At 73.4% G+C, this 18,143-nt stretch carries 17 protein-coding genes; 7 read left to right on the top strand and 10 right to left on the bottom strand.

Annotated elements, in window-relative coordinates:
- Nucleotides 1-149: 149 nt before the first annotated feature.
- Nucleotides 150-1,133: an aldo/keto reductase gene (locus tag OG299_RS35325; protein WP_327363707.1), complete on the bottom strand. Its 984-nt coding sequence runs from the start codon at nucleotides 1,131-1,133 to the stop codon at nucleotides 150-152.
- 103 nt (nucleotides 1,134-1,236) lie between these two features.
- Here OG299_RS35325 and OG299_RS35320 point away from each other — a divergent pair, with 103 nt between their 5' ends.
- A complete protein-coding gene (locus OG299_RS35320) occupies nucleotides 1,237-1,812 on the top strand; it encodes a TetR/AcrR family transcriptional regulator (protein WP_266632300.1) in 576 nt (191 codons plus the stop codon).
- A 228-nt stretch (nucleotides 1,813-2,040) separates the two neighbouring features.
- Here the strand turns inward: OG299_RS35320 and OG299_RS35315 are convergent, their stop codons facing one another.
- Entirely contained in the window at nucleotides 2,041-2,622 is a 582-nt protein-coding gene (locus OG299_RS35315) for a TetR/AcrR family transcriptional regulator (RefSeq protein ID WP_327363706.1), read from the bottom strand.
- A gap of 65 nt (nucleotides 2,623-2,687) precedes the next feature.
- On the opposite strand from OG299_RS35315, the gene OG299_RS35310 reads away from it, so the two are divergent.
- Nucleotides 2,688-3,179 carry a DUF3995 domain-containing protein gene (locus OG299_RS35310; RefSeq protein WP_327363705.1) on the top strand — a complete coding sequence of 164 codons (492 nt, stop codon included), beginning with the start codon at nucleotides 2,688-2,690 and terminating at the stop codon, nucleotides 3,177-3,179.
- 386 nt (nucleotides 3,180-3,565) lie between these two features.
- Here OG299_RS35310 and OG299_RS35305 read toward each other — a convergent pair whose 3' ends face one another.
- From OG299_RS35305 to OG299_RS35295, 3 genes are all read right to left on the bottom strand, one after another.
- Nucleotides 3,566-5,209, bottom strand: a complete 1,644-nt coding sequence (locus OG299_RS35305) for an isovaleryl-CoA dehydrogenase (RefSeq protein WP_327363704.1) — start codon at nucleotides 5,207-5,209, stop codon at nucleotides 3,566-3,568.
- Nucleotides 5,193-5,807 carry a TetR/AcrR family transcriptional regulator gene (locus tag OG299_RS35300; protein WP_327363703.1) on the bottom strand — a complete coding sequence of 205 codons (615 nt, stop codon included), beginning with the start codon at nucleotides 5,805-5,807 and terminating at the stop codon, nucleotides 5,193-5,195. The genes OG299_RS35305 and OG299_RS35300 overlap by 17 nt, the downstream gene beginning before the upstream one ends.
- A 67-nt stretch (nucleotides 5,808-5,874) precedes the next feature.
- Entirely contained in the window at nucleotides 5,875-7,200 is a 1,326-nt protein-coding gene (locus OG299_RS35295; RefSeq protein ID WP_327363702.1) for a cytochrome P450, read from the bottom strand.
- A gap of 111 nt (nucleotides 7,201-7,311) precedes the next feature.
- Between OG299_RS35295 and OG299_RS35290 the strand changes: the two genes are divergently transcribed.
- Nucleotides 7,312-7,986, top strand: coding sequence for a formylglycine-generating enzyme family protein (locus tag OG299_RS35290; RefSeq protein WP_266632288.1), 675 nt, complete (start codon nucleotides 7,312-7,314; stop codon nucleotides 7,984-7,986).
- A gap of 33 nt (nucleotides 7,987-8,019) precedes the next feature.
- Here the strand turns inward: OG299_RS35290 and OG299_RS35285 are convergent, their stop codons facing one another.
- Nucleotides 8,020-9,393, bottom strand: coding sequence for an MFS transporter (locus tag OG299_RS35285; RefSeq protein ID WP_327364660.1), 1,374 nt, complete (start codon nucleotides 9,391-9,393; stop codon nucleotides 8,020-8,022).
- A gap of 209 nt (nucleotides 9,394-9,602) precedes the next feature.
- On the opposite strand from OG299_RS35285, the gene OG299_RS35280 reads away from it, so the two are divergent.
- A complete protein-coding gene (locus OG299_RS35280; RefSeq protein ID WP_327363701.1) occupies nucleotides 9,603-10,466 on the top strand; it encodes an MmyB family transcriptional regulator in 864 nt (287 codons plus the stop codon).
- Nucleotides 10,467-10,525: 59 nt separating this feature from the next.
- Here the strand turns inward: OG299_RS35280 and OG299_RS35275 are convergent, their stop codons facing one another.
- Together OG299_RS35275 and OG299_RS35270 are read right to left on the bottom strand one after the other, a co-directional pair.
- A complete protein-coding gene (locus OG299_RS35275; RefSeq protein WP_327363700.1) occupies nucleotides 10,526-12,859 on the bottom strand; it encodes a HelD family protein in 2,334 nt (777 codons plus the stop codon).
- A gap of 99 nt (nucleotides 12,860-12,958) precedes the next feature.
- Entirely contained in the window at nucleotides 12,959-14,095 is a 1,137-nt protein-coding gene (locus tag OG299_RS35270; RefSeq protein WP_327363699.1) for a permease, read from the bottom strand.
- A gap of 177 nt (nucleotides 14,096-14,272) precedes the next feature.
- Between OG299_RS35270 and OG299_RS35265 the strand changes: the two genes are divergently transcribed.
- From OG299_RS35265 to OG299_RS35255, 3 genes are all read left to right on the top strand, one after another.
- Nucleotides 14,273-14,464, top strand: a complete 192-nt coding sequence (locus OG299_RS35265) for a hypothetical protein (protein WP_327363698.1) — start codon at nucleotides 14,273-14,275, stop codon at nucleotides 14,462-14,464.
- 268 nt (nucleotides 14,465-14,732) lie between these two features.
- The gene (locus OG299_RS35260) at nucleotides 14,733-15,425 is read left to right on the top strand and encodes an aspartate/glutamate racemase family protein (protein WP_327363697.1); all 693 of its coding nucleotides are present in this window, start codon (nucleotides 14,733-14,735) and stop codon (nucleotides 15,423-15,425) included.
- A gap of 142 nt (nucleotides 15,426-15,567) precedes the next feature.
- Nucleotides 15,568-16,758: a low temperature requirement protein A gene (locus tag OG299_RS35255; protein WP_327363696.1), complete on the top strand. Its 1,191-nt coding sequence runs from the start codon at nucleotides 15,568-15,570 to the stop codon at nucleotides 16,756-16,758.
- Between the two features lie 4 nt (nucleotides 16,759-16,762).
- On the opposite strand, the gene OG299_RS35250 is transcribed toward OG299_RS35255, so the two are convergent.
- Nucleotides 16,763-17,560, bottom strand: a complete 798-nt coding sequence (locus OG299_RS35250; protein WP_327363695.1) for an SGNH/GDSL hydrolase family protein — start codon at nucleotides 17,558-17,560, stop codon at nucleotides 16,763-16,765.
- Complete coding sequence (locus OG299_RS35245; RefSeq protein WP_266632277.1) at nucleotides 17,547-18,116, bottom strand: PadR family transcriptional regulator; 570 nt, start codon at nucleotides 18,114-18,116, stop codon at nucleotides 17,547-17,549. The genes OG299_RS35250 and OG299_RS35245 overlap by 14 nt, the downstream gene beginning before the upstream one ends.
- Nucleotides 18,117-18,143 lie beyond the last annotated feature (27 nt).

Genomic DNA, 18,143 nt, shown 5'->3' with positions numbered 1-18,143 from the left:
TGCTCCTGTGCCCACGCCTACGCCCACGCCTCATGACCAGCCCCCTGTCTCCCTGCGGCTTCACGCCGTCGAGGGCGGAGACGTACGCTACGCCCGCGCCGGTTGCCGCGCCGCGGGATTCCGTTTTCGGCCGTGCACGCCCCCGCCTGTCAGCCGTTCAGGGTCTTCATCAGCTCCGGCGCGTAGCGGTCGCCGCAGACCACTCCGTGCGGGGCCACCGCATCGATGGCGGCCAGGTCCGCGTCCGTGATCGTCACCGCGGTGGCGGCGATGTTCTCCTCCAGGTACCGGCGGCGCTTGGTGCCCGGGATCGGGACGGCGCCCCGGTTCAGGGTCCAGGCCAGGGCCAGCTGCGAGGGGGTGACGCCCTTCTCCGAGGCGAGGCGGCGCACTTGGTCGACGACGGCCAGGTTGCGGCCGAAGTTCTCGCCCTGGAAGCGGGGGTCCGTACGGCGGAAGTCGTCCGCCGCGAAATCGTCCGGGGTGGTGATCGCGCCCGACAGGAAGCCCCGGCCGAGCGGCGAGTACGCGACCAGCCCGATGCCGAGCTCGCGCAGGGTGTCGAGGACGCCGTCGTACTCGATGCCGCGCTCGAAGAGGCTGTACTCGGTCTGCACTGCGGCGAGCGGGTGGACGGCGTGGGCGCGGGCGATGGTGGCGGGCGCGGCCTCGCACAGGCCGATGTGGCGGACCTTGCCGGCGGCGACGAGCTCGGCCATGGCTCCGACGCTCTCCTCGATCGGGACGTCCGGGTCGACGCGGTGCAGGTAGTACAGGTCGATGTGATCGGTGCCGAGGTGGCGCAGGGAGCGGTCGGCCGAGCGGCGGATGTACTCGGGGGTCGCGTTGTGGCCGCGGAGCGCGCCCTCGTCGGTGAACTCGATGCCCGTCTTCGTGGCGACCACGGCGGCGTCGCGGCGGCCGGCGAGGGCCTTGCCGAGGAGCTGTTCGTTCAGGAAGGGGCCGTAGCCCTCGGCGGTGTCGAGCAGGGTGACGCCCAGCTCCAGAGCGCGGTCGATGGTGGCGAGCGACTCGGTCTCGTCGGTGGCTCCGTAGTGGGCGCTCATGCCCATCAGGCCGAGGCCTTCGGCGCCGACCTCAAGTCCCTGACCGCCCAATGCGCGGATCTCCATGGTGATTCCTCTTCCGAAGTAAGTAACTAACCGGATAGTTCGACTATGGACCCGGCTCGCGCCGTATGTCAATAACCAGATAGTTACTTGCTAGGCTGCGCCCATGGCACGGGATTCCAGCGCGACCAAGGCACGCCTGCTCGACGCGGCCTTCTCCGAATTCGCCGCGTACGGCATCGCCGGCGCGCGCGTCGACCGCATCGCCGAGGCCGCGCAGGCGAACAAGCGGCTCATCTACGTCTACTACGGCAACAAGGAGCAGCTCTTCGACGCCGTGCTCCAGCGGGCACTGGAGACGGGTGCGGAGTCCGTCCCCTTCGACGCCGGGGACCTCCCGGGTTACGCGGGCGCCGTCTTCGACCACCTCGTCGCGCAGCCCTCGCTGATGCGGCTCGTGCTGTGGAAGCAGCTGGAGCGGCCCGGCGCCACGGACACGGAGGCGGAGTCGTACCGCGGCAAGATCGCGGTGGTGGAAGAGGCGCAGAAGGCGGGGCGCGTCGACGCCTCGCTGGACCCTGCCGACGTCCTCACCCTGGTGATGGGCCTGTCCCAGGCCTGGTTCGCCGCGGTGGGCGGCCCCGCGGCGGGTGGCTCGGACACCGGCTGGGCGCCCGAGCGGCTCGCCGGCCACCGCGCGGCGGTGGTCGAGTCCGTACGCCGCATCACGACTGCGCCGTAGGCCCCGTAGTAGGCCTTGCGCCAGGCCCCGTCGCAGGCCCTGCCGCCGAAGCAGCGCCGGCAGGGCGCCGCCGCCTCGCCGCCGTTCGAGGCCGGGGCGGCAGCCCGCGGCCTCGCGGCGGACCCGTCGGCACGGTGGCCTGCGCCGGCCCGCCCGGCACCGGCCCCGAGGGCGGCCCGGACCCCGCGGCGATCGGCCGCGACGGGAGCCGCCGGGCCCCCCGGCTGTCTACGCCGGCGGCGGTGTCAGGATCATGCCGATGAGGTGGTCGAGGGCCGCCTCCGCGTCCGGGCCCTCCAGCTGGACCTCGGGGGCCGCGCCGGGGGCCGTCCGGCGCAGTTCCAGCCAGCCCAGGTAGGCCGCGTACCCGGCGAGGGCGCGATGACGGGCCTCCCGGGGCCCGAAACCCAGTCCGCCGAAGATCTCCGCCAGGAAGTCCAGCCGGGTCCGGGTGACCCGGGCGACGACCTCGGCGACCGCAGGGTGGGCGGTGTGCGCGACGAGGGCCGGTTCCAGTCCGGCGATCTCCTCGGTGCCCAGCGCGAGGGCGAACAGCATCCGCGCCCGGGTCCACTGATCGCCCTCGTCCCGGACGGCGGTGATGACCTCCGCAGTGGCGCGCCGCTCCCACGTCTCCAGGGCGGCCACGAGCAGGGCCTCCCGGTTCTCGAAGTGCCAGTAGAAACTGCCGCGAGTGACCGCGAGTTCGCGGGCGAGCACGTCCACCGCCACCGCCGCGAGACCGCCCCGGGCCAGCGCGCGGAGCGCCGCCGCCGTCCACTCCTCCTTGGTCACTCTCCCCTTGGCCATGTTCCGTACAGTACTGTACGGAACATCCATACAGAGATGTACGGAACTGGGGAGAGGGTGCCGGCATGAGCTCCATGACCAGGCAGGACGATGCGGAGCACACGGGAGCCGGGGTGCGGGGTGCGGCGGTGGCGGCGGCCGGGGGGCTGCTCGCCGCGGGCGCCCTGCATGTGGTGTGGGTGTTCTCCCCGTGGCCGCTGGACTCGCGGGCCGAGTTCGCGGCCGCGGTGGTCGGGGTGGAGGAGGCGCAGCTGCCGTCCGGGCCGCTGACGCTCGCGGTGGCGGGCGCACTGGGCGCCGCGGCCGGGCTGGTGGCGACCGGGGCCCGGCCGGCGAGCCGGTTCGGCCGGTCCCGGCCGGTACGGGCCGGGCTGTGGGCGGTGTCCGGAGCAATGGCGGCGCGCGGGCTCGGCGGACTGGCGGGCTCCGGGCTCGGACTGTGGTCCAAGCCGGACGAGTTCCGCCACTGGGACCTGCGGCTGTATTCGCCGCTGTGCGTCGCGCTGGGCGGGCTCACCGGGTACGTGGCCCTGCGCACCCGGCGCCGCCGCGCCTGACCGGGGAGCGGCGCGGCCGCGCACGACCGCCGGACCGGGCGGCGAACCCGCCGCGGCAGGACCGCGCGGCGGCCGGTCCCGCCGCGCCGGGCCGCGAACGGGTCTGGAGCCGTTCGCGGCTCCGCCCACAGCCGGACCGGCCGCCGCGCGGCGGCGAAGCAACTGCGGGGCGGACTGCGAACGTCCCCGACCAGGCGCCCCGGACCGGGAGCCGGAAGGCCGCGAGGCCACTGCGCCGGGGCCACCACGGCGGGGCCACGGACAGCCCGCGGACCGGCTGTGGGCGGGGCCGCGGCCGGCAGCAGCGCGCCCGCGGACCGGCTGCGGCGGGGCCTGCTCGTCCGGCAGGCCACGCCCGCGCGGCAGCGCCCGTCTGCGCGCCTGCGTCAGACGGTCGGCACGGCCGCCGTCCGCGCCCGGGCCAGGATGGCCTCCGTGTCCACGCCCGTCGGGAGGGTGCCGTACGCGCCGCCGTGTTCGCCGCCCAGGCGGGAGGCGCAGAAGGCCTCGGCGACGGCGCCCGGGGCGTGGCGCAGCAGCAGCGACGCCTGGAAGGTCAGGGCCATCGTCTCCGTGAGCTGCCGGGCCCGGTACTCGGCTTCGGCGGGGTCGGCCAGCTGCTTCTGGAGACCGGCCACCGCCGCGTCCAGATGCCGGTCGGCGCCCGCCGCCCGGCCGACCTCCTCGAAGAAGGCCTCGACGGTCTCGGGCTGCCGGGCCATGGCCCGCAGCGAGTCCAGGGCCGCGACGTTCCCGGAGCCCTCCCAGATCGACGACAGCGGGGCCTCCCGGTAGAGCCGGGGCATGCCGGAGTCCTCGATGTAGCCGTTGCCGCCCAGGCATTCGAGGGCCTCGGCGGCATGCCCGGGGGCGCGCTTGCAGACCCAGTACTTGGTGACGGCCAGCCCCAGCCGGCGCAGCAGCGCCTCGTCCTGGTTGCCCTGGGCGACCCGGTCCGTGGCGCCCGCGAGGCGCAGGGCGACGGCGGTCGCCGCCTCGGATTCGAGGGCGAGGTCCGCGAGGACGTTGCGCATCAGCGGCTGGTCGATGAGCGCCTTGCCGAACGCCCGCCGGTGGGTGGCGTGGTGGACGGCGCGGATGACTCCGAGCCGCATGCCGGACGCCCCGCCGAGCACACAGTCGAGGCGGGTCATGTTGACCATCTCGATGATGGTCGCGACGCCGCGCCCCTCCTCCCCCACCAGCCAGCCGAAGGCCTCGTCGTACTCGATCTCGGCGGAGGCGTTGGACCGGTTGCCGAGCTTGTCCTTGAGGCGCTGGAGCAGCAGCCGGTTCCGGCTGCCGTCCGGCAGCACCCGCGGCAGCAGGAAGCAGGACAGCCCTCCCGGGGCCTGAGCCAGCGTCAGGAAGACGTCCGACATGGGCGCGGAGGTGAACCACTTGTGCCCGGTCAGCCGGTAGGTGCCGTCCGGGGCCGGGACCGCCGTCGTGGTGTTGGCGCGTACGTCGGAGCCGCCCTGCTTCTCGGTCATCGACATGCCCGCGATCAGGCCCTGCTTGGTGTCCGGCCGGCGCAGTCCGAAGTCGTACGTGCGGGAGGCGAGCAGCGGCTCCAGCCATGCGGCGAGCTCCGGGGTCGCTCGCAGCGCGGGTACGGCGGCGTACGTCATGGACACCGGGCAGGAGTGTCCCGCCTCGACCTGGCCCCAGACGAGGAACTTCGCGGCCCGCGCGACATGCGCTCCGGCCCGGTCGTCCGCCCAGGGCGCGGCGTGCAGCCCGTGGGAGACCGCGGTGCCCATCAGCTCGTGCCAGTACGGGTGGAACTCCACCTCGTCGATGCGGTGGCCGTAGCGGTCGTGGGTGCGCAGCACCGGCGGGTTCTCGTTCACCACGCGGCCCCACTCCGCGGCCTGCTCGGAACCGGCCAGGGCGCCGAGGCGGTGGATCTCGGGTATCGCCCATGCGGCGCCCTCGCGGGCGACCGCCTCCAGCAGGGCCGGGTCTGCGGCGGCGTCGTAACCGTGATGCGGGGGCACCTGGTTGGTGACCTCATGCGTCTGCGGCATCGTGTCCTCCAAGGGCACGCAGGGTGAAGGTGATCAGGCCGGGGATGACGTCCCCCGGGGCCGCGTCCCCGTCGGCCAGCGGGCCGACGAGCGCTTCGGCGATCGCTCCGACGAGTGCGGCAGCCGTCAACTCGGGTGACTGCGGCGGGAGTTCTCCGCAGGCCACCCCCGCGGCGATCTGCTGCGCGTACACGTCGCGGAACGCCCGGCGGAAGACGAGGCGTTCGGTGTCGACGGCGGGGTCGGCGGGCTCCGCGAGCAGGGCGAAGGCCCGGCGCGGGGCCTGCAGCGCGCGGTACGCGAAGGTCTCGACGGCGGCGGCCACCCGCTGCGCCGCGCTGCCCGGGCGGTCGGTAGCGGCTGCCACCGCCTCCAGCTCGCGGGCCACCAGGGTCCGGAAGAGGGCGGCGGCCAGCTCGGACTTGCCGGAGAACGACTGGTACACGCTGCCGGTGGAGATTCCGGCTTCGGCCGCGATGGCGGCGACCGAGCAGCCGCCGTACCCCTCACGGGAGAGCAGGTGAACGGCGGCCTCGAGCACCCGGTCGCGCCGGGCGTCGAGGCGGGCCTGTACGGCTGGGGGGCGACGGTAGGGCATGGAAGGATTGAAGCACCGATTCATTGCTTCACGCCAGACCTGGACGGGGCGGGATGGGGACTGCGATCTAGCGGGCGAGGGTCGCCGGGGTGGGCCCGTCCGGGCGGACCGTGATGCCGTACGCGGCCTTGGTCGGGACGGAGTGGAAGCTCGGGGTGTGGGCGGGCAGCAGGTGCTCGAGGAGGACGGTCGACTCGCGGAGCGCGAACTGCAGGCCGAGGCAGGCGCGGGGGCCGATGCCGAAGGGGAGGTACGAGCCCGGGTGGGTGGGCCGGCCGTCGGGGGCGGTGAAGCGCCGGGGGTCGAAGTGCTCGGGGTCCGGCCACAGTTCGGGGTCGCGGTGCGTGAGGTACGGGCAGACCACCACGTCGGAGCCCGCTTCGACGGCGTGCCCGGCCAGGGTGTCGGCCTCGGCCGCGTACCGGGGCAGGATCCAGGCGGACGGGTACAGCCGGAGCGTCTCGTGGACCAGGGCCTGGACGGCCCGGCGGCGTTCCGCCGAGCCCGGGGCGCCTGCGGCGAGGGCCTGTTCGCGCGCCGCGGGGTGCCGGTCGAGAAGCAGGTAGAGCCAGGTCAGGGTGGTGGCGGTGGTCTCGTGGCCGGCGACGAGCAGCGTGATCAGCTCGTCGCGGATCAGGCGGTCGGTGTACTCGGGCCGCTCGGCCGCCGCGCCGAGCAGGATGTGCAGGAGACCCGGGCCGTCCGGTCCGTACGCGCCGCCGCGGGCGGCCTCGATGGCGCGGTGCGCCACGGCGTCGATCCTGGCGAGGTCCCCGGCGACGGCCTCCCGGGCGTCGCCGGCGTCGGCCGGCAGCGTCGGCAGGGCGGCCACCACGGTGGCCACCGAGTTCAGTTCGTGCTCGGTGGCGGAGTCGAGGGGGTGTCCGGTGAGGGAGCGCCAGATGGTGTCCAGGGCGAAGCTGCGCATCTCCCGGCCGACGTCGAGCGTCTGCCCCGTCCGGGCGTACCCGGCCCAGCGCGCGGCGGTGGCCCGGGCGGCCTCCGCGATCCGCTGCTCGTAGCGGCGCATCCCGGTGCCGGTGAACTGGGATTGCAGCAGCCGCCGTTGGCTCTTCCAGGCCGCGCCGGTGGCGGCGAGCACGCCGTCGCCGATCAGCAGGCGGGCCCGATGGGAGCGTTTGACGTACCGGTCCGGGTGCAGGGCCAGGACGTGCTGGACCGCCTGGGGATCGGTGACCAGGACGGTGGGGTCGGGCCCGAGGCGGAACGCGGCGACGCCGCCGAGCCGTTCGCGCACCACGGCCAGCAGATCGACCAGTTCGGCCCCGTCGGAGCGCCACTGCTCCACGACCGCCGGGTCCAGCTCGGGGACCGGCCGCAGTCCCGTACGGGCAGCGGGCGGGCGGGGGTTGAAGCCGGCTTCGGTGGCCACGGGTCTTCTCCTGTTGACGGAGCATTGACCTCACGGACTGTACGGGAGTGGAAGCGTCTCGTGACAGTCCGCCTGCGGTGGCCGTGGGGCGGCCGGTAAGATCACCTGCTCATGGACACCGGTGCAGGACACGAGTTGACCGCCGTCCCGCCCGGGCAGGTGACGCTGTCGGACCGGCGGACACGGCGCAGCTGGTCCGTCGAGCTCCTGCCGTACGAGCTCGGGGCCCTCCCCGTCACGCAGGCGCTGTACGCGGAGGTCACCGGCCTGCGGCCGAGCAGCTCCCGCGGGGACCGGCTGCCCGTCGAGGGCGTGTCCTGGTGGGAGGCGGTGCGGTTCTGCAACGCCCTGTCCGAGCGTGACGGGCTGGCCCCGGCGTACCGCCTCGACGACGACGGCGACGCCGTCGACTGGGACACCTCCGCCGACGGTTACCGGCTGCCGACCGAGGCCGAGTGGGAGCACGCCTGCCGGGCCGGTACGGCCGGGCCCCGCTACGGAGCGCTCGACGAGATCGCCTGGTACCGCGGCAACTCGGACGAGCGCATCCACACCGTGGGCGGCAAACGGCCCAACCCGTGGGGCCTCCACGACATGCTAGGCAATGTCTGGGACTGGTGCTGGGACGTCTACGACGCCGAGGTCTACGGCAGTTACCGGGTGTTGCGCGGCGGCGGCTGGTTCGACGAGCACTGGAGCTGCCGGGCCTCCGCCCGCCGGCGCAGCCATCCGACGTTCCGGGTGGACGACGTGGGCTTCCGCCTCGCCCGCTCCGTCACCGGCTGATCCGCCCCTGCCGAGCGGCCCGCGGCACGCGGGTCACCGTACGACCCTCGGCAGGCGCAGGCTCAGCAGCACCGTCAGGGCGACCATGCCGAGCTGCACCAGCAGCGTGACGGCGAGTGCGTCCCGCATGCCCATCGACGGGGCGAGTGCCAGGAACAGGCTGCCCAGGGTCGCGACGCCGAGGGCGAGCGCGGACTGCTGGGTGGTGATCATGACACCGCCGCCCACGCCGGCCCGGTCGGCCGGTACGTCCGAGAGCATCAGCCGCATCAGCACGGGCAGTTGGAGTCCCTGGCCGAGGCCTGCGACGGCCACGCCCGGGGCGAGCGAAGCCGGCCCGAGGTCCGGCCAGCCGCGCAGGAACGTGAGGAGGATCAGGGCGACACCGACGGCCTGGAGGACGCCGCCCGCGGTGACGACCCGGCTGCCGAACCGGCCGACCAGCCGCGGCCCGGCGAGGGAGGCCGCGAAGAAGGCCACCGCCATGGGCACGAGCGCGAGCCCCGCGGCCACCGGCCCCATCCGCAGGCCCTGTTGGAGCACCACCGCGATGACGAACATGAATCCGCTGAAGCCGATCGAGAACGGCACCACGAGGATCAGGCCCCTGCGCAGCGACTGCAGGCGCAGCAGGCTCGGCGGCACGAGCGGGGTGCGTCCGAGCCGGTCGGCGCGGCGTTCGGTGAGGTAGAACGCCGTGGCGGCGAACGGGAAGACCGCGAGCGACACCCACGTCCACAGCGGCCAGCCGGCGGCCCGGCCCTCGGTCAGCGGCAGCAGCAGGGACACCAGGGACAGGGCGAGCAGCAGCGTTCCCGGGACGTCGACCGAGGCCGGGCGGTCCGAGCGGGTCTCCGGAACGGCCCGGACGGCGAGCACCAGCCCGAGGATCACCACCGGCACGTTGACCAGGAACACCGAGCGCCAGCCGGAGCCGGCGACGTCGGCGGCGACCAGGACGCCGCCCAGGATCTGCCCGGCGACCATGGACAGCCCGGCGGTGGCCCCGTACAGGCTCATCGCCCGCGCCCGCCGCGGGCCCTGGGTGGTGGCCTGGATGGTGGCCAGCACCTGCGGCAGCATCAGCGCGGCCGCCGCGCCCTGTGCCACGCGCGCCGCGACCAGGGTCCACGCCGTGGGTGCGATCCCGCAGGCGAGCGAGGTGACGCCGAAGGCCGCCATGCCGATCAGGAAGAGCCGGCGCCGTCCGGCCATGTCGCCGAGGCGGCCGCCGAGGACGAGGAGGACGGCGTACGCGACGCCGTAGCCGCCGACGATCAGTTCCAGCGTGGCGGGGCCGGCCGCGAGGTCGCTGTCGATGGCGGGGAGCGCCACGTTGACGATGAAGAAGTCGATCAGGGGCAGGGCTGCGCCCAGCAGCACGGTGAACAGCCCGAGCGGGCCCATCGCCGCGTGGGCGGGGCCGGGGGCCGGACCGGAGGCCGGACCGGAGGCCGGGCGGCCCGTCGGGGCGGACGGGGAGGGACGGAGGGTGCGTACGGTTGCTTCGCTCACACCGGAAACGATCGCCCCGTACTCAGCCTGGTACCAGAGTCTCCTTATCCTGGTACAAGGACTACCTGGCAACGGGATGAGCGGTGCGGCACCCTGGTTGCATGACCACTGTGGCACCGGAGAGCGACGTACGCCGGCACGAGCTGGCCGAATTCCTGCGCAGCCGCCGGGAGCGGATCACCCCCGAGCAGGTGGGGCTGCCGCGCGGCCGCCGCCGGCGCACCCCGGGGCTGCGCCGCGAGGAGGTCGCCCAGCTGTCCGCCGTCGGTGTCACCTGGTACACCTGGCTGGAGCAGGCCCGCGAGATCCAGGTCTCCCCGCAGGTCCTGGACGCGCTGGCGCGCGCCCTGCTGCTGGACTCCAGTGAGCGTACGCATCTGTTCGCGCTGGCCGGCAGCCTCGATCCGGCCCCGCACGCGCCGTGCCCGAGCGTGACCCCGGCGCTGCGGGCGATGCTCGACCGGCTCGGGCCGATCCCGGCCTGCATCCAGAACAGCCGGTACGACATCCTCGCGTACAACGCCACGTACGGACGGCTGCTGTGCGACCTGGACGCGCTGCCGCCCGAGGACCGCAACTGCCTGTGGCTGACCTTCACCCACGCGGACTGGCGGGCGTCCCTCGTCGACGTCGGCGAGGTGAACCGCAACATCGCCGCCAAGTTCCGGGCGGCGATGGCGGAGCACCTCGCCGAGCCGGCCTGGAAGGCCCTGCTGGCGCGGCTGGAGGCGGGGTCGGCGGAGTTCCGGGAGGTGTGGGCCCGGCACGAGGTGGTGGGCCAGGGCGGCAGGACGAAGTACATCCGCAACGCGCACGTCGGTCTGCTGCACCTGGAGCACACCAATCTGTGGCTCGGGCCGGGGGCGGGCCCGCGCCTGGTGACGATGGTGCCGGTCGACGAGGAGAGCCGCGCCCGCCTGGAGCGCCTGGAGCGGCTGGAACACCTCGAGCCCGCCGCGGTCTGAGGCACCCCGCCCGCCCTCGCGCCCGCCCGCCCCGAGCCCGCCCGCTCTCGCGCCCGCGGCTACGGCTGCTCGGCCAGCCCCTCGGGCAGCCGGCCCGTGTGGACCACGCCGAGGGTCTGGGTGGCGCGGGTCAGGGCGACGTAGAGGTCGCTCGGCTCGTGGTCCGCGGGCTCCACGACGATCACCGAGTCGAACTCCAGCCCCTTGGCCTGGCGCGGGTCCAGCAGGACGACCGTACGGGTGAGGTCCGGCTCCTCCCCCGCCCGTACGCCGGGCAGCGCAGCGGCGAGGGCCTCGTGGAGCGGGCGCGGCGCGATCACTGCCAGCCGGCCGCCCCGGCCCTCGGCCGGGGCGCCGCTGCGCACCGCTTCCGCGACCGTGCGGGCGAGGTCGTCCGTCGCCCGCACCCAGGGCCGCTGCCCCGTGGAGCGCACCGAGCGCGGCGGCTCGAATCCGGGGTGGCGGGCCCGGAGCACGGCGGCCGCGAGGTCCATGATCTCCGCGGGTGTACGGTAGTTGACGCCGAGGCGAACGAGCTCGAAGCGGTCCCCGACGTACGGCTCCAGGATCCGCTTCCACGATCCGCAGCCGGCCTCGTCACCGGTCTGGGCCGGGTCGCCCACCAGTGTCATGGAGCGGGTGGGGCAGCGCCGCATCAGCAACCGCCAGGCCATCTGGGACAGTTCCTGCGCCTCGTCCACGATGACGTGCCCGAAGGCCCAGGTGCGGTCGGCGGCGGCCCGCTCGGCCGCGCTGCGGTGGTCGGCCTCCTCGTGCCGCTCCGCCATCCGCTCGGCGTCGATGATGTCGTGCGCGGCGAGGAACTCGTTCTCCATGTCCTCGAATTCGTACGACTCGGAGCCCTGCGACAGGTCCAGGACGCCCTGCGCGTACGCGATGCGTTCCAGCCGCTCCCGCTCCTCGGCGGCGCGCTGCGCGCTGTCGTCGATGCCGAGCAGCTCGGCGGCCTCGTCGAGCAGCGGAATGTCGGCGGGCGTCCAGTCGTCCGTCGTGCGCCGGATCAACTCGGCGTCACGGGTGGGAAGATGGGTGGGGTCGGCGAGGAAGTCGGCGATCAACTGCCGGGGCGTGAGGGGCGGCCAGAGGCCGTCGATCGCGGCGTGCACCCCGGCGCTGGTGGCGATCTCCTTGCCGAGCTGTGCGATGTCGTCGGGTCCCAGCAGGTTGGGGCCGCCGTACGGATCGGCGCCGAGCCGGTCGGCGAGCTGCTCCGTGAGGGCGTCGATGACGCGGAACGCGAAGTACGGGCGGGCCAGGTTGTGGGGCAGCCCGGTGGCGCGCGCCCGGTCCCTGGCCTCGTGCGCCATGGTCCGGTCCAGCAGCAGGGTGCCGTAGTCGTCGTGGTCGATCTCCACGGCCGGTTCCGGGAGCACCGCGCTGTCCTCGCCGCTGCCCGCGGGCACGGTCTCCGGCAGCGCCTGCCGGTCGCGTACGACGCGCGCGAGGACCTCGGCCATCTCCGCGCGACCCTTCACGGCGGCGGCGCCGGGCCGGTCGCTGCCGGTCGCCCGGACGCCGGGGAACAGCTCGCCGAGGGTCGAGAGGAGGACGCCGGTCTCGCCGAGGGCGGGGAGCACCTCGCCGATGTAGCCGAGGAACGCCGGGCCCGGGCCGACGATCAGCACGCCGCGCTTGGCGAGCAGCTCCCGGTGCTCGTAGAGGAGGTAGGCGGCCCGGTGCAGGGCGACGGCCGTCTTGCCGGTTCCCGGGCCGCCCTCCACCACGAGGACTCCGCGGTGGGGCGAGCGGATGATGTGGTCCTGCTCGGCCTGGATGGTCTGCACGATGTCGTGCATGCGGCCGGTGCGGGCGGCGTCGAGCGCGGCGAGCAGGACGGCGTCCGCGTCGGCCCCCTCGTGGCCCGTGCGCGCGGTGTCGGCGAGGTCGAGGATCTCGTCGTGGAGGGCCGTGACCTCCCGTCCGCGGGTGGTGATGTGGCGGCGCCGGCGCAGGCCCATGGGGAAGTGCCCGGTGGCGAGGTAGAACGGACGCGCGACCTCGGCCCGCCAATCGAGGACGAGAGGTGTGCGGTCCGCGTCGTCCTGCCGGATTCCGATTCGGCCGATGTGGTGGTCCTCTCCGTCGGAGAACTCGAGCCGGCCGAAACACAGACCGTTCTCGCCCGCGTTCAGCGCGGAAAGCAGACCGGACTGCTCGGCGACGAGAACATCCCGCTCCAGGCGCGCCTGAAGTCCGTTCCCCGTCGCGGCCAGCGCCCGCCGGACGGCATGTTCGGCCTGGTCACGCAGGTCGTCGAGGCGCGCATAGAGCTCGTCGATGAATTGCTGCTCATTACGGAATTCCACGGTTGACAATTCCACTCCCGACCCGATACGATGTCCTCGTAAAGCTTCTTCACGCACTGCTGTCATCAGGGCGTGAAACATCAAATATACGCAGGCGAATACCCCGGCCGTCAATTGGTCCGGGGTATTTTTCGTATCGCGGCCACCGCGGCACTCGGGCGCTCGCTATCGTGCGGGTGCGCCGCCCATCATGCGGAGCATCGACCGCCCGCCGGTACGGAAGAACCTCCACAGCAGTGCCGCGGCGAGCAGCAGGAACACGATGTTCAGCCAGGTCGTGTAGTTCCAGCTCACGCCCTCCATCGGGATCTGCGCGTCCTCCCGGTCGGGAATCAGGCCGAGTGCGCCGAAGCCGAGCTCCACCGCGTAGCCCGCGAGCACCATGGCCGGGTAGAAGGTGCCGAGCAGGAAGAGGGCCATCCGCCGCCCGTAGTACTTCCGGTAGATGTTGAGGATCGGCAGGATCAGCAGGTCGGCGAAGATGAAGGCGACGACACCGCCGAAACTGATGCCGCCCTTCCACAGCACCACGGCGAGCGGGACGTTGCCGATGGAGCAGACGAACGAGGCGATCGCGACCAGCGGGCCGATGATCGGGCCCCACACCTTCGACGCGAGCGGATGCCCCTCGAAGAAGAACGACTGCCAGAAGGAGTCCGGGACCCAGGCGGCGATCGCCCCGGCGATGAGCAGGCCGATCACCAGGTCCCGCAGGATCGCGGCCCACTCCATGACGAAGATGTGCGCGGTCGAGGTGTAGCCCTCCCCGGACAGCAGCCGCCGGGTGAAGGAGCCCTCGCGCTGCACGGACATGTCCATCGCCGCATGGCCCTCCATCGATCCGGAGAGCCCCCGCTCCGCCTGCTCGCGCGCTTGGCGCAGCAGCCCCTCGCGCAGGAACAGCCGGAAGAGCACCGCCAGCACGATGATCATGATGGGGCCGCCGACGAACTCCGCCAGGGTGAACTGCCAGCCCAGCAGCAGGGCCAGGATGACTCCGAGTTCGACGACCAGGTTGGTGGAGGCGATCTCGAAGGCCATCGCGGCGGTGAAGTCGGCGCCCTTGCGCAACAGCGACCGCGCGAGCGCGACGGCGGCGTAGGAGCAGGAGGACGACGCCGCGCCGAGCCCGGCCGCGACGGCGAGGGTCCGCGGATGATCGTCACCGAGCAGGGAGACGATGGTGGACTTGTGCACCACGGCCTGGACGACCGCGGACAGGCCGAACCCCAGGATCAGCGCCCAGGTGATCTCCCAGGTCATCGCACCGGTGATCGACAGTGCGTGCAGGATCGCGTCCATGCCCCTCGGCCCTCCTTCCGTGGCTGCGGGGCGCCACCCTAGGCCGGACCCCCGGCGCTCCTGCGCGCGACAGCGTGGAGGGCGGCCCCTGTCACCCGGACGGCTCACCCGTCAGGCTTTCGGCGCCGTGCACTGCTTTGGTGGACACAAGAGCTGTCCACCACATGGAGCACTCTCATGTATGAAATGCAGGTCGGTGAGGCGGCCACAGGGCCTGGCCTCGTATGGCACGTCGTCGCCCGTGACCGCCGGGCCACCCTGTGCGGACGCCCCCTCCAGCCGGGCGGCAACGCCGAAACGGACCACCACTGCGGGCCGTGCATGACGGCCTTCCAACACGTCATGCAGGAAGGCTCCGCCGAGTCCTGACAGTGGGGGTGATCAACCGCCGCACACCACGCTTCCGCCGCGGGCGCCGGACCGATGGGAGGTCCACACGCCGGCGGCGGCGGCATCCGACGCCCCGGGGCGCGAACCGCCCCGGAGCACGACACCGGGCTCCGGGGAGTGTCTTGCCCTCCCCACACACCGCCTCAAAGCGATCCTTATGGGCCAACCGGCCTGCTACGGTACCCACTTATAGATGCGGCGGCGTCGCAGCCTCAGCGGGCCGCCCGAACTGCTCAGGGGTGCCGCCATGAAGACGATCGGACTGCTCGGAGGAATGAGCTGGGAATCGACGGCCGAGTACTACCGGCTGTTGAACGAGCTCACCCGTGACCGCCTCGGGGGGCTGCACTCGGCCCGCTGCGTGCTGTACTCGGTGGACTTCGCGGAGATCGAGCAGCTGCAGGCCGAGGGCCGGTGGGCGGAGGCCGGCGAGGTGCTGGCAGCAGCCGCCCAGCGGCTGGAAGCCGCCGGTGCGGACCTCGTGCTCATCTGCACGAACACCATGCACAAGGTCGCCGACCGCGTCCAGGAGGGCATCTCGGTGCCCCTGCTGCACCTCGCCGACGCCACCGCCGACGCCGTGAAGGCGGCGGGCCTGTCCCGGGTCGGCCTGCTGGGGACCGCGTTCACGATGGAGCAGGACTTCTACCGCGGCCGACTCGCGGCGGGCGGACTCGAGGTGTGCGTCCCGGATGCCGACGGGCGGGCGCTCGTGCACCGGGTGATCTACGAGGAGCTGTGCCTGGGCCTCGTCCGCGAGGAGTCGCGGGCCGCCTACCAGCAGGTCATCAAGGACCTCGTGGCCGCCGGCGCCCAGGGGATCATCCTGGGCTGCACCGAGATCGAGCTGCTCATCGGCGCCGCGGACAGCCCCGTACCGGTCTTCCCCACCGCGCGGATCCACGCCGAAGCCGCCGTCGAGGCGGCTTTGTCGACGTGAACCCATCCTGCGGGCCATGCGGCGCCGCTCGCTGCGGTACGGCTACGACGGCGGCTGCCTGCGACCATCCTCGACCGGTCATACCGTGATCTGATACGAGGATGCAGGCCGCGAAGGCGGCGGTACGGACCCGGGCGGACCCATGGGCACACCTCAGACGGGCGCGAACGCGGTCCCGGACGGCCACGCGGCCGAAGGCCGCCACGCCGACTGGCTGGAACTCTTCTTCGACCTCGTCTTCGTCGCGCTCGCCGCCCAGCTCTCGCACCGGCTGCACGGCGATCCCGGCCTGCGCGACTTCGCCGTGTTCCTGGCGCTCTACTTCCCGCCCTGGTGGCTGTGGATCAACCTCACGGTCTCGGCGAACATCTTCGTGGACAACGGCCCCCGCCGCAGGCTGCTGATGCTGTCCGCCATGCTCTGCATCGCCGTCATGGCCGCCTCCGTGCCCGAGGCCGACACGGACCGCGGATCCGTCTACGCCCTCGGGTACGCCGGCACCCGGCTGGTGCTGCTCGCGCTGTGGTGGCCGGCCACCAAGTACCCCGAGCCCCTGCGCGTCCCGCGCTGGCGCCCCCTCAGCTACTGCCTGGCGTCGGGCCTGCTGTGGGCCGCCTCCGCCGCGGTGTCCGCACCCTGGCAGTACGTGGTCTGGGCGGTGCTCATCGCCGCCGAGATGGCGCTGCTCCTGACCGCGCGCGGCCGCCGGATGCCCGCCCGCCTGGACACCGGGCACATCGTCGAGCGGGTCGGACTGTTCGTCATCATCGTGCTCGGCGAATCCGTGATCGCGCTGGTGACCTCCGCCGACCACACCTGGACCCTGCAGGCCGGGGTCGTCGGCGTCCTCGGCTTCGTGCTGCTCGCCGCGCTCTGGTGGTCGTACTTCGACTTCGGCTCGACCTCGGCCGAACTGATGCTCGCCAAGGCCGACGACCAGCAGGCCTATCTCCTCGCCCGGGACATCGGCGGCTTCCTGCACTTCTTCGTGACCGCGGGCGTGCTCTGCATGGCCGCGGGCCTGGCCACCGCCGTCGAGGAGGCCGACCACGCCCGTCTGCCGACCGGCGCGGTGTGGGCCCTGGCCGGCGGCCTGGCCCTCTACCACGCGGCCCACGCCTGCATCGCGCTGCGCTACGGCCGCCCGCCGGCCTCCGTCGCGCTCTGGGCGGTTCCGGGCATCTGCATCCCGCTGCTCGTCGTCCTGGGCGCCGGTCACCTCACGCCGTGGCTGGTCGTCCTGCTGCTGGCCGCCGAGGCGATCGTGCACCTGCTGTACGCGCGCAAGATGCTGCGCCGCCGCCTCGCGGCGGCAGCCGCCCCCACGCGGTAACCCCTTACGCCGGGCCGCCCGCCGGCTCCACGGGAAGGAGGTCCGGGCGCTTGGCCGTACGGGCGTCCCCGGAGGAGCGGCCGCGCAGACGTCGGCCCAGCCAGGGCCCCAGGAACGCGGCGGCCCAGCGCAGTTCGGCGAGGACCGTGGGCGGGGCGGCCGCGGCCGCGGCCGGGGGCAGGGGGTGCGTCCAGGAGTCGTCGCTGCCCGGCAGGCCGAGGGCGTGGGCGAGCGAGGCGGCGATCCGCTGGTGCCCGAGCGGGCTGGCATGCAGCCGGTCGGCGCTCCACAGGCGGGGGTCGGTGACCACGGGATGGTGTCCCGTCTCGACGACGACCACACCGTGGCGGCCGGCGGCCGCGCGGATCCGGTCGTTGAGGGCGCTGACCCGCGGGGTGAGCGGGCGGGCGAGCGGCGTGATCCGTGCGAGGTCCGGGAAGGTCACCGTGGCGACGCGGGCGCCCTGGGCGGTGAGCGCACCGAACATCGCCTCGAGGTGGCCGGCGACCTCGTCGGCGTCGAACCGCGGCCGCAGTATGTCGTTGACCCCGGCGACCACGGTGGCCAGGTCCGGGCGCAGGGCGAGGGCCGGTGCGAGCTGCTCGGCGCGGACCTGCCCGGCGAGGCGGCCGCGGACGGCCAGGTTGGCGTACCGCAGACCGGGACCGTGGAGCGCGAGGTGCTCGGCCAGGCGGTCGGCCAGCCCGCGCAGGCCGGTCGTGTCGTCGCCGTCGCCGACGCCCTCGGTCTGGCTGTCGCCCAGGGCGACGTAGCGCAGGTACTGCTGCTCAGCGCCCGGCACGGGCCGCCTCCCGCTCCCGCAGGACCGCGATCGTACGCGTGCACCAGTCGCGGTTGCCGCGCTCGAAGGCGAGGCCGCGCAGGCAGGTCAGATAGGGGCCGACACGGTCGCCGCAGCGCAGGAAGTCCTCCTCGGTGCGGTCGCCGCGCATCGTGCGCAGCAGACCGGTGAACAGGTCGACCTTGGCCTGGGCGAAGGCGGCGCGCTCGGTGAGCTGCGCGACGAGCGTCGCGGTGTCGACGTGGTCGGCGGCCTGGACCTTGACGACCAGGTCGTCGCGGATGGAGGAGGGCTTGGCGGCGGAGGCGGTGAACTGCTCCAGCTCGGCGAGGCCCGCGCCGGTGACGGTGAACAGGCGCTTGTTGGGCCGGGTGTCCTGGACCACTTCCCGGCCCGTGATCAGCCCGTCCTTCTCCAGGCGGGCCAGCTCCGCGTAGAGCTGCTGCGGGAGCGCGTGCCAGAAGTTGGCCACACCGAGGTCGAACGCCTTGGCCAGTTGGTACCCGCTCAGCTCCTCGTCCAGCAGTGCCGCCAGTACGGCGTGGCGCAAAGCCATCGGATCGCCTCCTTCTCGCCCTGTTTC

It is taken from the genome of Streptomyces sp. NBC_01296, assembly GCF_035984415.1.
Classification (GTDB): Bacteria; Actinomycetota; Actinomycetes; order Streptomycetales; family Streptomycetaceae; genus Streptomyces.
This window is presented reverse-complemented; position numbering and strand designations above follow the sequence as displayed.

Bases quoted from the DNA above. Each gene is read 5' to 3' on its own strand.
- OG299_RS35325 (WP_327363707.1), bottom strand. From the start codon at position 1,133: ATGGAGATCCGCGCATTGGGCGGTCAGGGACTTGAGGTCGGCGCCGAA.
- OG299_RS35320 (WP_266632300.1), top strand. From the start codon at position 1,237: ATGGCACGGGATTCCAGCGCGACCAAGGCACGCCTGCTCGACGCGGCC.
- OG299_RS35315 (WP_327363706.1), bottom strand. From the start codon at position 2,622: ATGGCCAAGGGGAGAGTGACCAAGGAGGAGTGGACGGCGGCGGCGCTC.
- OG299_RS35310 (WP_327363705.1), top strand. From the start codon at position 2,688: ATGAGCTCCATGACCAGGCAGGACGATGCGGAGCACACGGGAGCCGGG.
- OG299_RS35305 (WP_327363704.1), bottom strand. From the start codon at position 5,209: ATGCCGCAGACGCATGAGGTCACCAACCAGGTGCCCCCGCATCACGGT.
- OG299_RS35300 (WP_327363703.1), bottom strand. From the start codon at position 5,807: ATGCCCTACCGTCGCCCCCCAGCCGTACAGGCCCGCCTCGACGCCCGG.
- OG299_RS35290 (WP_266632288.1), top strand. From the start codon at position 7,312: ATGGACACCGGTGCAGGACACGAGTTGACCGCCGTCCCGCCCGGGCAG.
- OG299_RS35285 (WP_327364660.1), bottom strand. From the start codon at position 9,393: ATGGGCCCGCTCGGGCTGTTCACCGTGCTGCTGGGCGCAGCCCTGCCC.
- OG299_RS35280 (WP_327363701.1), top strand. From the start codon at position 9,603: ATGACCACTGTGGCACCGGAGAGCGACGTACGCCGGCACGAGCTGGCC.
- OG299_RS35275 (WP_327363700.1), bottom strand. From the start codon at position 12,859: ATGACAGCAGTGCGTGAAGAAGCTTTACGAGGACATCGTATCGGGTCG.
- OG299_RS35270 (WP_327363699.1), bottom strand. From the start codon at position 14,095: ATGGACGCGATCCTGCACGCACTGTCGATCACCGGTGCGATGACCTGG.
- OG299_RS35265 (WP_327363698.1), top strand. From the start codon at position 14,273: ATGTATGAAATGCAGGTCGGTGAGGCGGCCACAGGGCCTGGCCTCGTA.
- OG299_RS35260 (WP_327363697.1), top strand. From the start codon at position 14,733: ATGAAGACGATCGGACTGCTCGGAGGAATGAGCTGGGAATCGACGGCC.
- OG299_RS35255 (WP_327363696.1), top strand. From the start codon at position 15,568: ATGGGCACACCTCAGACGGGCGCGAACGCGGTCCCGGACGGCCACGCG.
- OG299_RS35245 (WP_266632277.1), bottom strand. From the start codon at position 18,116: ATGGCTTTGCGCCACGCCGTACTGGCGGCACTGCTGGACGAGGAGCTG.